The organism is Enterobacter sp. JH25, assembly GCF_021725435.1.
Classification (GTDB): domain Bacteria; phylum Pseudomonadota; class Gammaproteobacteria; order Enterobacterales; family Enterobacteriaceae; genus Enterobacter; species Enterobacter intestinihominis.
Map to the genome: position 1 here is coordinate 436,614 of NZ_CP091319.1, position 13,542 is coordinate 450,155.

General features: G+C 55.1%; 16 protein-coding genes. 10 read left to right on the plus strand and 6 right to left on the minus strand.

What is annotated here, in order from left to right; genetic code table 11:
- Window positions 1-47 precede the first annotated feature (47 nt).
- The gene (locus L2Y28_RS02105) at window positions 48-1,670 is read left to right on the plus strand and encodes an isovaleryl-CoA dehydrogenase (protein WP_022646825.1); all 1,623 of its coding nucleotides are present in this window, start codon (window positions 48-50) and stop codon (window positions 1,668-1,670) included.
- Here the strand turns inward: L2Y28_RS02105 and L2Y28_RS02110 are convergent.
- The 3 genes from L2Y28_RS02110 to bsmA all read right to left on the minus strand — a co-directional run bounded on the left by L2Y28_RS02110 (window position 1,667) and on the right by bsmA (window position 4,522).
- Window positions 1,667-3,598, minus strand: coding sequence for a methyl-accepting chemotaxis protein (locus L2Y28_RS02110; RefSeq protein ID WP_023330108.1), 1,932 nt, complete (start codon window positions 3,596-3,598; stop codon window positions 1,667-1,669). The two genes, L2Y28_RS02105 and L2Y28_RS02110, sit on opposite strands and share 4 nt — an antisense overlap.
- A 170-nt stretch (window positions 3,599-3,768) precedes the next feature.
- Entirely contained in the window at window positions 3,769-4,044 is a 276-nt protein-coding gene (gene yjfN, locus L2Y28_RS02115; protein WP_003856009.1) for a DUF1471 family protease activator YjfN, read from the minus strand.
- A gap of 148 nt (window positions 4,045-4,192) precedes the next feature.
- Window positions 4,193-4,522 carry a biofilm peroxide resistance protein BsmA gene (gene bsmA, locus L2Y28_RS02120; RefSeq protein WP_003856011.1) on the minus strand — a complete coding sequence of 110 codons (330 nt, stop codon included), beginning with the start codon at window positions 4,520-4,522 and terminating at the stop codon, window positions 4,193-4,195.
- A gap of 137 nt (window positions 4,523-4,659) precedes the next feature.
- Between bsmA and yjfP the strand changes: the two genes are divergently transcribed.
- Window positions 4,660-5,382 (plus strand): esterase, encoded by a 723-nt coding sequence (gene yjfP / locus L2Y28_RS02125; RefSeq protein WP_022646829.1) that lies wholly within the window; start codon window positions 4,660-4,662, stop codon window positions 5,380-5,382.
- Here the strand turns inward: yjfP and ulaR are convergent.
- Complete coding sequence (ulaR, locus tag L2Y28_RS02130; RefSeq protein ID WP_003856014.1) at window positions 5,379-6,134, minus strand: HTH-type transcriptional regulator UlaR; 756 nt, start codon at window positions 6,132-6,134, stop codon at window positions 5,379-5,381. The two genes, yjfP and ulaR, sit on opposite strands and share 4 nt — an antisense overlap.
- A gap of 110 nt (window positions 6,135-6,244) precedes the next feature.
- Window positions 6,245-7,309 (minus strand): L-ascorbate 6-phosphate lactonase, encoded by a 1,065-nt coding sequence (ulaG, locus tag L2Y28_RS02135; RefSeq protein WP_022646830.1) that lies wholly within the window; start codon window positions 7,307-7,309, stop codon window positions 6,245-6,247.
- A 359-nt stretch (window positions 7,310-7,668) separates the two neighbouring features.
- Between ulaG and ulaA the strand changes: the two genes are divergently transcribed.
- From ulaA to L2Y28_RS02165, 6 genes are read left to right on the plus strand one after another with little or no spacing between them, the layout of a single operon-like run.
- Entirely contained in the window at window positions 7,669-9,069 is a 1,401-nt protein-coding gene (gene ulaA / locus L2Y28_RS02140; protein WP_022646831.1) for a PTS ascorbate transporter subunit IIC, read from the plus strand.
- Window positions 9,070-9,081: 12 nt separating this feature from the next.
- Window positions 9,082-9,387 carry a PTS ascorbate transporter subunit IIB gene (ulaB, locus tag L2Y28_RS02145; RefSeq protein ID WP_003856022.1) on the plus strand — a complete coding sequence of 102 codons (306 nt, stop codon included), beginning with the start codon at window positions 9,082-9,084 and terminating at the stop codon, window positions 9,385-9,387.
- Between the two features lie 9 nt (window positions 9,388-9,396).
- Window positions 9,397-9,864 carry a PTS ascorbate transporter subunit IIA gene (gene ulaC / locus L2Y28_RS02150; RefSeq protein ID WP_003856024.1) on the plus strand — a complete coding sequence of 156 codons (468 nt, stop codon included), beginning with the start codon at window positions 9,397-9,399 and terminating at the stop codon, window positions 9,862-9,864.
- A 12-nt stretch (window positions 9,865-9,876) separates the two neighbouring features.
- Window positions 9,877-10,527 carry a 3-keto-L-gulonate-6-phosphate decarboxylase UlaD gene (gene ulaD, locus L2Y28_RS02155; RefSeq protein ID WP_022646832.1) on the plus strand — a complete coding sequence of 217 codons (651 nt, stop codon included), beginning with the start codon at window positions 9,877-9,879 and terminating at the stop codon, window positions 10,525-10,527.
- Window positions 10,528-10,536: 9 nt separating this feature from the next.
- Window positions 10,537-11,397, plus strand: coding sequence for an L-ribulose-5-phosphate 3-epimerase (locus L2Y28_RS02160; RefSeq protein WP_022646833.1), 861 nt, complete (start codon window positions 10,537-10,539; stop codon window positions 11,395-11,397).
- On the plus strand, window positions 11,390-12,076 hold the full coding sequence (locus tag L2Y28_RS02165; protein WP_022646834.1) for an L-ribulose-5-phosphate 4-epimerase: 687 nt from the start codon (window positions 11,390-11,392) through the stop codon (window positions 12,074-12,076). Before L2Y28_RS02160 ends, L2Y28_RS02165 begins: the two co-directional genes overlap by 8 nt.
- 132 nt (window positions 12,077-12,208) lie before the next feature.
- On the opposite strand, the gene yjfY is transcribed toward L2Y28_RS02165, so the two are convergent.
- Complete coding sequence (gene yjfY, locus L2Y28_RS02170; protein ID WP_022646835.1) at window positions 12,209-12,484, minus strand: DUF1471 family protein YjfY; 276 nt, start codon at window positions 12,482-12,484, stop codon at window positions 12,209-12,211.
- Between the two features lie 340 nt (window positions 12,485-12,824).
- Between yjfY and rpsF the strand changes: the two genes are divergently transcribed.
- Window positions 12,825-13,220, plus strand: a complete 396-nt coding sequence (gene rpsF, locus L2Y28_RS02175; RefSeq protein ID WP_014068637.1) for a 30S ribosomal protein S6 — start codon at window positions 12,825-12,827, stop codon at window positions 13,218-13,220.
- 6 nt (window positions 13,221-13,226) lie between these two features.
- Window positions 13,227-13,541 carry a primosomal replication protein N gene (gene priB, locus L2Y28_RS02180; RefSeq protein WP_022646836.1) on the plus strand — a complete coding sequence of 105 codons (315 nt, stop codon included), beginning with the start codon at window positions 13,227-13,229 and terminating at the stop codon, window positions 13,539-13,541.
- Window position 13,542 lies beyond the last annotated feature (1 nt).

Genomic DNA, 13,542 nt, shown 5'->3' on the forward strand with positions numbered 1-13,542 from the left:
CCTCTGTCCATACTTATCTTTATTGCCAATGAAAGGAGGGAGACAGCATGCACTGGCAGACACATACCGTTTTTAATCAACCTGCACCGCTATCGAACAGCAACCTTTTTCTCTCTGATTGCGCCCTGCGCGATGCGGTAGCGCGCGAAGGGGCTGAGTGGGATGTGGATCTTCTTGCCAGCATCGGCCAGCAGTTGGGTACGGCAGAGTCGCTGGAGCTGGGCAGACTGGCGAACGTTAATCCGCCGGAGCTGCTGCGTTATGACGCCACGGGAGCGAGGCTGGATGACGTCCGCTTTCATCCGGCATGGCATCTTCTGATGCAGGGGCTTTGCGCCAACCGGGTGCACAACCTGGCGTGGGAGGAGGAGGCGCGGAAAGGATCGTTCGTCGCCAGGGCCGCGCGTTTCGTACTTCATGCTCAGGTGGAGGCGGGAACGCTTTGCCCGGTGACCATGACCTTTGCAGCCACGCCGCTGTTGCAACGGTCGCTGCCCAAACCGTTTCATGAGTGGTTAACGCCGCTGATGAGCGATCGCTACGACCCCCATCTTGCGCCGGGGGCGCAAAAGCGCGGCCTGCTGATCGGCATGGGGATGACGGAAAAGCAGGGCGGTTCGGACGTACTCAGTAATACTACCAAAGCAGAGAAATGCAGCGATGGCAGTTACCGGCTGGTGGGGCACAAATGGTTTTTCTCCGTGCCGCAGAGCGATGCGCATCTGGTGCTGGCGCAGGCGAAGGGCGGGTTGTCCTGCTTTTTTGTCCCGCGTTTCTTACCCGACGGGCAACGTAATGCCGTGCGCCTTGAGCGTCTGAAGGACAAGCTCGGCAACCGCTCAAATGCCAGCAGTGAGGCTGAATTTCTTGATGCTTCCGGCTGGCTGCTGGGCGAAGAGGGGGAAGGCGTCCGGCAAATTCTGAAGATGGGCGGGCTGACGCGCTTTGACTGCGCGCTGGGCAGTCACGGACTGATGCGCCGTGCGCTCTCTGTGGCGCTTTATCATGCCCATCAGCGGCAGACCTTCGGCAAAAATCTGATCGACCAGCCGTTAATGCGCGACGTGCTAAGCCGTATGGCGCTGGTGCTGGAGGGACACACGGCACTGCTGTTCCGACTCGCCCGGGCGTGGGACAACCGCAACGACCCGCAGGAAGCCGCATGGGCGCGGCTTTTCACTCCGGCGGCAAAATACAGCGTCTGCAAAGCGGGTATACCGTTTGTGGCAGAGGCAATGGAGGTGCTGGGCGGTGCAGGCTATTGCGAAGAGAGTGAGCTTCCGCGGTTGTACCGTGAAATGCCCGTCAACAGCATCTGGGAAGGCTCTGGCAATATTATGTGCCTGGATGTACTGCGCGTGCTGGCGAAGCAGCCGGGCATTCTCGACCTGCTCGCCGATGATTTCGCGCAGGTCAAAGGTCAGGACAGGCACTTCGATCGCAGCTGGCGTCAGCTACAGCAGAAGCTGCGGAAACCGCAGGAAGCGCAGGGCAGGGAGATCGCGCAGCAGCTCTTTTTACTCGGGGCCGGAAGTCAAATGCTGCGGCACGCATCGCCGCCCGTGGCGCAGGCGTGGTGCCGCATGATGCTGGATACCCGGGGCGGCACGCTGATGAGCGAGCAGGTGCAAAACGACCTGCTGCTGCGCGCCACGGGCCGGGTTGGTTAAGCCTTCAGCTGGAACAGACTCACCAGCCGGGTGAGATGTGAACCCTTCTCGCGCAGCGTCTGTGCCGTCTGCTCGCTGCGTGAGATGCGATCGGCATTGATGTGCGATGCCTCACCGATGTGCGTCATCGCCAGATTCACCTGGCCAATTCCCGCCGACTGCTCGCGGGAGGCGTGGTTGATCTCAGTGACAAGCTGGCTGATGTTATCGATATGAACAATGATGGCATCCATCGCCAGACGCGTCTGCTCAGACAGCGCATGGCCTTCGCTCACCTTGTTCAGCGTATCCCCAATCAGCTGTTCAATCTCTTTTACCGCGTTGGCGCTGCGTGCGGCCAGGGCGCGTACCTCTTGCGCCACCACTGCGAAACCTTTCCCGTGCTCGCCCGCCCGAGCCGCCTCAACCGCCGCATTGAGCGCCAGGATATTGGTCTGGAAAGCGATGGACTCAATCACGCGGGTGATGTCTTCAATGCGTTTCGATGCATCGCGAATATCATCCATGGTGGAGACTGCGTGGGTCACCGTCTCTCCACCCTGATGCACCGCGCGCGAGGTTTCACCCACCAGCTGCTGCGTTTGCTCCATGTTGGCGGCATTTTGCTGCACGGTAGCGGCTAATTGCTCCATGCTGGCGGAGGTCTCCTCAACGCTGCTGGCCTGCTTGTTGATCTGTTCAGATATCTCGCCGGTGTCTGAAGCCAGCGCGTTAGTCCCCAGATGGATCTCGCTTGCGGCCTCGCGGACCTGCAACACAATTTTTTGCAGGCCTCCCCCGATCCCGTTGATGGCGTCAATCAGCTGGCCGACTTCATCCTGGCGGGTAACCGGCAGGCTGGCGCGCAGATCGCCTGCGGCATACTGCCGGGCAAGCGCGATCACCTCGCGCAGTGGGCGGGTTAGCATCCGGCGAATGAGGATAACGAACAGGCCCGCGAAGAGTGCGGATAGCACCACGCCCGCCATCAGGAAGCGATCGCGCAGTGTGGTGACGCTTGAAAGCAGTACGGCTTTATCCACTTCACCCACGATGGTCCAGTTCCAGCCCGGTAGCGGCGTGTAGGCAACTTTGAGCGTACGGCCATCCGCGCTCACGCGTTCCAGCGTGCCGGCTTTATCACTTAGAAGCTGCTGCTGTGTCGCCGTGTCCCAGTTAGGCAGTTTGCCCTCTTCGCTGGCATGGAACAGATACTGTCCGCGCGTTTTGCCGCTGCTGCGATCCAGTACAAAGAAGTGGCCGCTCTCGCCCAGACGACGGTTAAGGATTTTCTCGCGCATGACGTTCCACGAATGGGTGATGTCCACGCCGACAAAGATAATCCCGATAACCTGGCCTTCCGCATTCTTAACAGGCTGGTACTGCGTGATATAGCGCTTGCCGAACAGCAGCGCGAGGCCACGATAGACCTCCCCTTTAGTGACGGCGGCAAATGCCGGGCTGGTGGTATCAAGAACGGTTCCGATGGCGCGGTCGCCATTCTCTTTGCGCAGCGACGTCGCCACGCGGACAAAATCGTTACCGCTGCGGACAAACAGCGTCGAGATGGCTCCCGTTCGGCTCAGGAAGTCATCAGAAAGCGTATTGTTTTCATGCAGCTCCGTTTCGCCGCCTTTCAGCAAAGGAACGGTAAGCCCATTTATGGTCCGGCTCTGGCTGCTGTCGCTGTTTAATGGCTGTGGCAAAAAGGTGGTGAACAGACGGGTATAGCTTTCAACCTCTTCGCTCAGGCTGGTGTTGAACATCTCTACCATATCCACCATGCCGGTGGACTGGTTATGCAGGTCTTCAACCGCAAGATCTTCAAGCTGCTGGCTGGCGTTGTGGCTCAACAGGAAAGTGAACAGCAAAAAAAGCGTAGCGACACTTACACCTGTTAGCAGCGATAGCTTCGTGCCCAGTCCTGCCCGGCGGAAAAAGGTGATCATAAATTGCTCATTATTGAAAAGTGATGGCTGTTCAACGGCAGAGCGGAGAGAACGTTTATCTGTTTAATGTAACTGAATGTTACGCGTTTGTTTTTATTGAGTTTCGGGAGAGATAAAAAATTTGCAAAAGTGAAAAGCCACTAAAATTAAGTGGCTTTTATCGGAGGGGATTATGCATAAAGAATAGCCTGCACGCGCCAGTGATTAACATGGTGATCTTCCTGCATCTGGACGATGCGATACCAGGATGCGCCCTGTTCATCGGCCTTCAGGGCGACGACACGTTCAACGTCTTGCGGACTCCCCGTGATATTATTGACGGAGATCTGACCAATCTCATTCAGGCCCGTGACGCAATCCGCGCTGGCAAATTCAGCCGACTGCGCCGTGGTGCTCAGCAGGCCCGCTGAAAGCAATAGCGTCGTTAAAGCAAGGGTTCGTTTCATCGTCAGCTCCTTTTCACGTGTCTCCGGTATCCGCCGGGCAATCCTTCGCGAATAAACTCATTTCCATTGTTGCTGGCATGGAGTTTATTGTGGACAGGAAAATGTCTACGGACGCAAAGCAGTGTAAAGGTCGTTCAAATGATGATGCTCACTTACGGTACAAAATGCCTTGTGCATACCACTGTCCCGTAATAATGGTTTCATCAATCATCGTGATGACGTAATAATCTGCTTTTGCGGCAACGGCCTGTGCTTCAATTGCGTCTTCTGCATCATCCGGTGAACCGCGAACCATCGCGGATACGGTTCCCAGGCGTTGTAATCCTTCCGTCTGATTACGACGAATTTCCTGAGGATGATCGGTAACCGGCGGTGCCGGTTCTGGCGTACCCTGCAATACGGAACATCCGCTGAGCAGTGAGACCAGCAATAAAGCGGTAAGCCTGCGCATAAACCTGTCTCTTTTCCTGATAGCCATAGTGTAGTGGTCTGCGAATTTAGTTTTGGGGGAATGTTCCCGAAGTGTTATCTGGGACGTAGATTTCGAATGAAAATATCGTGAAACCGTAATCCAGCTCTCAACATTATGAATCATTCATCAGCACAGGATCGACAATGATTGAAATTGAAACTCGCCTGCTTAGTGAGCATGAAATCATCCATGCTTTTCCGGCTGGTAAAGGTGAACAGCCGCTGCCGACGGTAGTTTTCTATCATGGCTTTCTCTCCTCAAAGCTGGTCTACAGCTATTTTGCCGTCGCGCTGGCGCAGGCCGGTTTCCGGGTGGTCATGCCTGATGCGCCGAATCATGGGGCACGCTTTACGGGCGATGAACAGGCGCGGCTGGGGCTGTTCTGGCAAACGCTGCACGGCAATCTGACCGAGTTCGCCGGGCTGCGTGACGCGCTTTTACAGGCCGGGCTGGTGGAGGGGAAACGGCTGGCGGTCGCAGGCGCATCAATGGGCGGAATGACGGCGCTGGGGATCATGGCCAGGCATCCGGAGGTGACGTCCGTGGCTTGCCTGATGGGATCGGGCTACTTTATGTCACTGGCAAAGACGCTGTTCCCGCCGCAGGCACCTCAGGAGATTGAAGCCCTGTTGTCTGAATGGGACGTCAGCCATGCGCTTTCGCAGCTGGCCGAGCGTCCCCTGCTGCTGTGGCATGGGGATGCCGACGATGTCGTACCGCCCGGTGAAACGTTCCGTCTGCAACAGGCGCTACAGCGTGAAGGGCTGGACAGCAATCTGACCTGCCTGTGGGGTGCCGGTGTCCGGCACCGTATTACTCCGGCTGCGCTGGAAGCCACCGTGGAGTTTTTCCGTCAGCACCTTTAAACGCGCAGCACCGTGACACCCTGATCCTCGAGCTTGCTGAGGATCTCGGGGTTGGCGTTTTTGCCGGTGATCACCATGCTGATTTGCTCGGCGCGGCTGAAAAGCATGCCGGCGCGTTCACCGACCTTGCTGCTGTCGACCAGCACCACCAGTTTACCCACCACGTTGAGCATGTTCTGCTCTGCCATTGCGGTGAGCATATCGGTTTTATACAGGCCATCCGCCGTCAGGCCTTTGCCGCTGGTAAACATCCAGTGCCCGGCGTAGAGGCTGTTTTCACTGTCCTGCGGGCTCAGGGTTATGGACTGGCTCTTGTTATACTGGCCGCCCATGATCACCACGCTTTCATGTTCCTGGTCAATGAGATAGTTGGCCAGCGGCAGATAGTTGGTAATGATTTGCACCGGCTTGCCGCACATCTCGCGGCCCAGCAAAAACGCCGTAGAGCCGCAGTTGATAACGACGCTCTCACCGGGATTCACCAGCTGCGACGCGGCTCTGGCGATCCGTACTTTTTCATCGTGATTCTGCGCCTGATGAATGTTCATCGGCGTCCAGCGGGGGCGCTGCTGGCTAATGGCTTCCGCACCGTTGCGAACTTTTTTCAGCTTGCCGCTTTCATCCAGCTTGTTAATGTCTCGCCGCGCGGTGGCAGGGGAAATCCCTAAACGTTCGATCACTTTCTCGACGGTGATAAACCCTGTTTGCGCCAGGAGTTCCAGTAAAATTTGATGCCGTTGCGCTTCCGTCATGAGCTATTCCGAAAAGAATTGATTTGAAAAGATGATATTTGAAATAGCATGAAATTACTAAATTAAATATGACATCGCCAGACACAGTGTCTGGCGATTGGGCTGCACAATCAGAGGAAGGACTTGAACGGCAGGTCTGGCTCAATGGTGAAGCAATCATCAAAACCACGCGGGTAGTGGTACTCGAGATTGTCTTTATCCAGCGGCCAGGTGAACTTGCCGCCAACCTGCCAGATGAACGGCTTGAAACCATACTTGAGTCGGTCTTTTTTCATCTCCCACAGGACGCGGATCTCTTGCGGATCGGCCTGGAAGTTTGACCAGATATCGTGGTGGAAGGGGATCACCACTTTGGTGTTCAGCGCTTCGGCCATGCGCAGCATGTCCGCGCTGGTCATTTTGTCGGTAATCCCTCGCGGGTTTTCACCGTAAGAGCCAAGCGCCACGTCAATCTGGTGCTCGTTACCGTGCTTCGCGTAGTAGTTGGAGTAGTGAGAGTCACCGCTGTGATACAGGGAACCGCCAGGCGTTTTGAACAGGTAGTTCACTGCGCGCTCGTCCATCCCGTCAGGCAGTACGCCTGCGGCTTTCTGGTCGGCAGGCAGGGTGATCAGCGCGGTGCGATCAAAGGCATCCAGCGCGTGAATTTCAACGTCTTTGATTTTCACCACGTCGCCCGGCTTCATCACAATGCAGCGCTCTTTTGGCACGCCCCAGCCAATCCACAAATCCACGCAGGTCTGCGGCCCGATAAAGGGTACGTCGTCCGCGCAGTTTTGCATTACCGCTGCCGCCACGTTCACGTCGATATGATCGTTGTGATCGTGGGTAGAGAGAACGGCGTCGATCTGGCGAATGGCGAAAGGATCAAGCACAAAAGGCGTGGTGCGCAGGTTCGGCTGGAGCTTTTCAACGCCGGCCATACGCTGCATCTGGTGGCCTTTTTTCATCAGTGGATTGCCGTGGCTCTGTTTGCCGATGCCGCACCAGAAATCGACACAAATGTTGGCGCCGCCTTCTGATTTCAGCCAGATCCCGGTGCATCCCAGCCACCACATCGCAAATGTGCCAGGAGCAACCTGTTCCTGCTCGATCTCTTCGTTCAGCCAGCTACCCCACTCCGGAAAGGTACTCAAAATCCATGATTCACGGGTGATGGTTTTCACTTTACTCATCGTTTGACTCCTGGTTTTAATCAAAAGTAATCATACTGTGACTTGTTGTGATTAATGCTGGCACTGTTTGAATCGATTTGCAATGGCTGATTTGCGGAAAATTCCCCTCGCCACATCACAGAAAATACACCTCGGCGTTGTTAAGATAACCGCTACATATAATTAATATATTGAAAATTAAGAATTTATTTATCTTTCTGGATCGGTAGTGAAAATCATTACTAACTCCATGGAAATAAATTGCGTGATCCGTCACAAATAATCAAATGCAATCTTGTGGTGATTATTTGTGATTAATAGAGTGATGACACCAACCACACAGGGATTGCCCCTCGTGTTCTCATTTTCTGGAGAGAGTTATGGAGATCCTCTACAACGTCTTTACCGTTTTCTTTAATCAGGTAATGACCAACGCCCCGCTGTTGCTGGGTATCGTGACGTGCCTGGGGTACATCCTGCTGCGCAAAAGCGTCAGCGTGATTATCAAAGGCACCATCAAAACCATCATTGGTTTTATGCTGTTGCAGGCGGGGTCTGGCATTCTGACCAGCACGTTTAAGCCGGTCGTTGCCAAAATGTCTGAGGTATATGGCATTAACGGCGCCATCTCTGACACTTACGCGTCCATGATGGCCACCATCGATCGCATGGGGGATGCGTACAGCTGGGTTGGGTATGCGGTACTGCTCGCGCTGGCGCTGAACATCATTTACGTGCTCCTGCGCCGCATCACCGGTATTCGCACCATCATGCTCACCGGGCACATCATGTTCCAGCAGGCGGGGCTGATTGCCGTTTCTCTCTATATCTTCGGCTACCCAATGTGGACCACGGTCATCTGCACGGCAGTGCTGGTCTCGCTTTACTGGGGCATCACCTCCAACATGATGTATAAGCCAACGCAGGACGTTACTGACGGCTGCGGCTTCTCCATCGGTCACCAACAGCAGTTCGCCTCCTGGATTGCGTACAAAGTTGCACCGTACCTGGGTAAAAAAGAGGAGAGTGTTGAAGACCTCAAATTGCCTGGCTGGTTGAATATCTTCCACGACAACATCGTCTCCACGGCGATTGTGATGACCCTTTTCTTCGGTGCCATCCTGCTCTCCTTTGGCATTGACGTGGTGCAGGCGATGGCGGGTAAAACCCACTGGACGGTCTATATCCTGCAAACCGGTTTCTCCTTTGCCGTGGCCATTTTCATCATCACTCAGGGCGTGCGTATGTTCGTCGCCGAGCTGTCGGAAGCGTTCAACGGTATCTCTCAGCGCCTGATCCCTGGCGCGGTGCTGGCGATTGACTGTGCGGCTATCTATAGCTTTGCGCCAAACGCCGTCGTCTGGGGCTTTATGTGGGGCACCATCGGCCAGCTGATTGCGGTCGGCATCCTGGTGGGCTGTGGCTCCTCAATCCTGATTATTCCTGGCTTTATCCCGATGTTCTTCTCCAACGCCACTATCGGCGTGTTTGCTAACCACTTCGGCGGATGGCGCGCCGCGCTCAAGATCTGCCTGGTGATGGGCATGGTTGAAATCTTTGGGTGCGTGTGGGCGGTCAAGCTCACCGGCATGAGCGCCTGGATGGGCATGGCGGACTGGTCAATTCTGGCGCCGCCGATGATGCAGGGCTTTGCGTCCGTCGGGCTGGTCTTTATGGCCGTCATCATCCTGATTGCACTGACTTATATGTTCTTCGCTGGCCGTTCGCTGCGAGCTGAAGAAGATGCGGAAAAACAAACAGCAGAAGTTTCTGCTCACTAAGGAGTTTCGATTATGACCGTACGTATCCTGGCTGTGTGTGGCAATGGGCAAGGAAGCTCCATGATCATGAAAATGAAAGTGGACCAGTTTTTAACCCAGTCAAACATTGACCACACGGTGAACAGCTGCGCAGTGGGTGAATACAAAAGTGAACTGAACGGCGCGGACATCATCATCGCTTCAACGCACATTGCCGGCGAGATTAGCGTGTCGGGCAACAAATACGTGGTAGGCGTGCGCAACATGCTATCGCCTGCGGATTTTGGGCCAAAACTGCTGGAAGTGATCAAAGAGCACTTCCCACAAGACGTGAAGTAAGGATGCCACATGAAACTACGTGATTCGCTGGCTGAGAATAACTCCATCCTTTTACAGGCCGAAGCCAGTACCTGGCAGGAAGCGGTGAAGCTGAGCGTGGACCTGCTGGTTAAGGCGGACGTTGTCGAGCCGCGTTATTACCAGGCCATCCTGGATGGCGTGGCGCAGCACGGCCCCTATTTTGTGATTGCCCCGGGGCTGGCAATGCCGCATGGCCGCCCGGAAGAGGGTGTCAAGAAAACCGGATTTGCGCTGGTGACGCTGAAAACCCCGCTGGTGTTCAACCACGAAGATAACGACCCGGTCGACATTCTGATCACCATGGCAGCTGTCGATGCCAACACCCACCAGGAGGTGGGCATCATGCAGATCGTTAACCTGTTTGATGACGAAGCTAATTTTGACCGTTTACGTGCCTGCCGTACCGCGCAGGACGTGCTGGATTTAATTGATAACGCCACTGCGGCGGCCGTTTAAGAGGAATTGAAAATGTCATTACCAATGTTGCAGGTCGCGCTGGATAACCAGACGCTGTCTCACGCTTACGAAACCACCCGTCTGATTGCGGAAGAGGTGGACATCATCGAAGTCGGCACCATTCTGTGCGTGGGCGAAGGCGTTCGTGCGGTTCGTGACCTGAAGGCGCTCTATCCGCATAAAATCGTGCTGGCGGATGCCAAAATTGCCGATGCGGGCAAAATTCTCTCTCGCATGTGCTTTGAAGCCAACGCCGACTGGGTCACCGTGATCTGCTGTGCAGATATCAACACTGCGAAAGGCGCGCTGGACGTGGCGAAAGAGTTCAACGGCGACGTGCAGATTGAACTGACCGGCTTCTGGACCTGGGAGCAGGCACAGGAGTGGCGCGAAGCGGGTATCCAGCAGGTGGTTTATCACCGCAGCCGTGATGCGCAGGCCGCAGGTGTGGCGTGGGGCGAAGCCGATATCAACGCGATCAAACGCCTGGCCGATATGGGCTTCAAAGTGACCGTGACCGGTGGTCTGGCGCTGGAAGATCTGCCGCTGTTCAAGGGTATTCCAATCCACGTCTTTATTGCCGGTCGTAGCATTCGCGATGCGGAATCTCCGGTGGAAGCTGCGCGTCAGTTTAAACGCTCAATCGCTCAGCTTTGGGGTTAAGGAGCGGGTATGTTGTCAAAACAGGTCCCGCTTGGCATCTATGAAAAGGCACTCCCTGCGGGGGAGTGCTGGCTGGAGCGGTTACAGCTGGCGAAGCAGCTGGGTTTCGATTTTGTCGAAATGTCGGTGGATGAGACGGACGAGCGTCTTTCTCGCCTGGACTGGCGCCGCGACCAGCGTCTGGCGCTGGTGAGCGCCATTGCCGAAACCGGCGTGCGCGTGCCGTCCATGTGCCTGAGCGCTCACCGTCGTTTTCCGCTTGGCAGCGAAGATGATGCCGTACGCGCCGAAGGGCTGGAGATCATGCGTAAAGCCATTCGCTTTGCACAGGATGTTGGCATCCGCGTGATCCAACTGGCGGGTTACGATGTTTACTATCAGGAAGCCAACGATGAGACGCGCCGTCGTTTCCGTGACGGCCTGAAAGAGAGCGTTGAGATGGCAAGCCGTGCGCAGGTGACGCTGGCGATGGAGATCATGGATTATCCATTGATGAACTCCATTAGCAAGGCGCTGGGCTACGCGCACTATCTGAACAATCCGTGGTTCCAGCTTTATCCGGATATCGGCAACCTGTCGGCATGGGATAACGACGTACAGATGGAGTTGCAGGCGGGCATCGGGCATATCGTGGCGGTGCACGTAAAAGATACCCGTCCCGGCGTGTTTAAAAACGTACCGTTCGGTACCGGGGTGGTGGATTTCGAACGGTGCTTCCAGACGCTCAAACAGACAGGTTATTGCGGACCTTACCTGATTGAGATGTGGAGCGAAACCGCGGACGACCCGGCGGCAGAAGTGGCGAAAGCCCGGGACTGGGTGCGCGAGCGCATGGCGCGGGCAGGCTTACTGGAGGCGGAACATGCTTAAGCTGAAACAGCAGGTCTTTGAGGCCAATATGGATCTCCCGCGCTATGGACTGGTGACGTTTACCTGGGGCAACGTAAGCGCCATCGATCGCGATCGGGGGCTGGTGGTGATTAAGCCGAGCGGCGTGGCCTATGACGCCATGAAAGTGGACGATATGGTGGTGGTTGACCTGGAAGGACACGTTGTTGAAGGCAAATGGCGTCCTTCTTCAGATACGGCAACCCATCTGGCGCTGTACCAGCGTTACCCGTCCCTGGGTGGTGTTGTGCATACCCATTCCACGCACGCCACCGCCTGGGCACAGGCCGGGCTGGCGATCCCTGCTTTGGGTACGACGCACGCGGACTACTTCTTCGGCGATATTCCCTGCACGCGGGCGTTAACGCAGGCTGAGGTCGAAGGCGAGTACGAACTTAACACCGGCAGGGTCATTATCGAAACGCTGGGTGAGACGGAACCACTGCATACGCCGGGTATTGTGGTGTACCAGCATGGTCCATTCTCCTGGGGTAAAGATGCGCATGACGCCGTGCATAACGCGGTGGTGATGGAAGAGGTGGCTCGAATGGCGTGGATTGCGCGCGGCATTAACCCACAGCTTCAGGGCATTGATGATTATCTGATGAACAAGCATTTCATGCGTAAGCACGGCCCGAATGCTTATTACGGGCAGAAGTGAATAAGTGCTCTGGAATACCGAAACAGTTGTAACCGGTGGTATTCCGGAGCCATTCATAAAAAAAGCCCCCGGCAGGGGGCAATCATATATAGCTATGATTTTCGTTGGCTTTCCTGGTGCGGCGATAAAGCGTTACTGGTAAATATCTGCACTGGCGCGCATATTGCCGTTGCTGCCGGGCTCACATGTCAGTATGACGTGATAGTATTTTGCGCCCTGCGCATCGGTTTCTTCATTAAGCGCCTGATCTGCTTCACTTTCAGTGGCGAAGTTATGATTGATGTAAATAACGCCTAAGCTCTGCACATCATCCATGTTTCTGGCCTGTCGGCTGTCTATCTTGATGGCTGCCATCGCGTTTGCACTGAGCAAAAGCGCAGCCAAAATGGCGAATGCGATTCTTTTCATGATATGCGCTCCACGACTGCGTGCTGTGATATGGGGTAATGCTCTCCTTCTCTGTTTAAGGCTTCTGATTAAAGTGTAATCGCTACTCGGGTTGCGATGGGTGACCATTTCTGATGGTGTTGTTCAAAAAAACAGCGTTTCTGATAAGTGAGATTTTAAATCACCCACTTAGAACAGCTTTACCCTTTGTGCGAATTATTTGTGCAATCACCTTGTGTTTAGCGGGGCGCGCAAGTATTATGACGCGTCAATTTTTCAGCCGACCTTTAACACGTTCCTTGCCTCCCCGGGCCTCGGCTGACCCAGACAGGAGGCTGAATAATCCGTAAGGAGCAATTCGATGCGTCATTACGAAATCGTTTTTATGGTCCATCCTGACCAGAGCGAACAGGTTCCGGGTATGATCGAGCGTTACTCTGCTGCCATCACTGGTGCAGAAGGCACGATCCACCGTCTGGAAGACTGGGGCCGCCGTCAGCTGGCTTACCCAATCAACAAACTGCACAAAGCTCACTACGTTCTGATGAACGTTGAAGCGCCGCAGGAAGTGATTGATGAGCTGGAAACTACCTTCCGCTTCAACGATGCCGTTATCCGCAGCATGGTTATGCGTACCAAAAACGCAGTGACCGAAGCATCTCCGATGGTTAAAGCGAAAGACGAGCGCCGTGAGCGTCGCGATGATTTCGCAAACGAAACCGCAGATGATTCTGATGCTGGGGATTCTGAAGAGTAATTTCTGATGACCAACCGTCTGGTGTTGTCCGGCACCGTGTGCAGGACCCCCCTTCGAAAGGTCAGCCCATCAGGAATTCCGCATTGCCAGTTCGTGCTTGAGCATCGTTCTGTGCAAGAGGAAGCCGGGTTTCACCGGCAGGCGTGGTGCCAAATGCCCGTTATCATTAGCGGACACGAAAACCAGGCCATTACTCACAGTTTAACGGTCGGTAGTGCAGTAATCGTTCAGGGGTTCATCTCTTGCCACAAGGCAAAGAACGGCCTGAGCAAAATGGTTCTGCATGCCGAGCAGATTGATTTGATAGATACTGGAGACTAGC

Coding starts and splice junctions, on each gene's coding strand:
- L2Y28_RS02105 (WP_022646825.1), top strand. CDS start 48: ATGCACTGGCAGACACATACCGTTTTTAATCAACCTGCACCGCTATCG.
- L2Y28_RS02110 (WP_023330108.1), bottom strand. CDS start 3,598: ATGATCACCTTTTTCCGCCGGGCAGGACTGGGCACGAAGCTATCGCTG.
- yjfN (WP_003856009.1), bottom strand. CDS start 4,044: ATGAAACGAACCCTTGCTTTAACGACGCTATTGCTTTCAGCGGGCCTG.
- bsmA (WP_003856011.1), bottom strand. CDS start 4,522: ATGGCTATCAGGAAAAGAGACAGGTTTATGCGCAGGCTTACCGCTTTA.
- yjfP (WP_022646829.1), top strand. CDS start 4,660: ATGATTGAAATTGAAACTCGCCTGCTTAGTGAGCATGAAATCATCCAT.
- ulaR (WP_003856014.1), bottom strand. CDS start 6,134: ATGACGGAAGCGCAACGGCATCAAATTTTACTGGAACTCCTGGCGCAA.
- ulaG (WP_022646830.1), bottom strand. CDS start 7,309: ATGAGTAAAGTGAAAACCATCACCCGTGAATCATGGATTTTGAGTACC.
- ulaA (WP_022646831.1), top strand. CDS start 7,669: ATGGAGATCCTCTACAACGTCTTTACCGTTTTCTTTAATCAGGTAATG.
- ulaB (WP_003856022.1), top strand. CDS start 9,082: ATGACCGTACGTATCCTGGCTGTGTGTGGCAATGGGCAAGGAAGCTCC.
- ulaC (WP_003856024.1), top strand. CDS start 9,397: ATGAAACTACGTGATTCGCTGGCTGAGAATAACTCCATCCTTTTACAG.
- ulaD (WP_022646832.1), top strand. CDS start 9,877: ATGTCATTACCAATGTTGCAGGTCGCGCTGGATAACCAGACGCTGTCT.
- L2Y28_RS02160 (WP_022646833.1), top strand. CDS start 10,537: ATGTTGTCAAAACAGGTCCCGCTTGGCATCTATGAAAAGGCACTCCCT.
- L2Y28_RS02165 (WP_022646834.1), top strand. CDS start 11,390: ATGCTTAAGCTGAAACAGCAGGTCTTTGAGGCCAATATGGATCTCCCG.
- yjfY (WP_022646835.1), bottom strand. CDS start 12,484: ATGAAAAGAATCGCATTCGCCATTTTGGCTGCGCTTTTGCTCAGTGCA.
- rpsF (WP_014068637.1), top strand. CDS start 12,825: ATGCGTCATTACGAAATCGTTTTTATGGTCCATCCTGACCAGAGCGAA.
- priB (WP_022646836.1), top strand. CDS start 13,227: ATGACCAACCGTCTGGTGTTGTCCGGCACCGTGTGCAGGACCCCCCTT.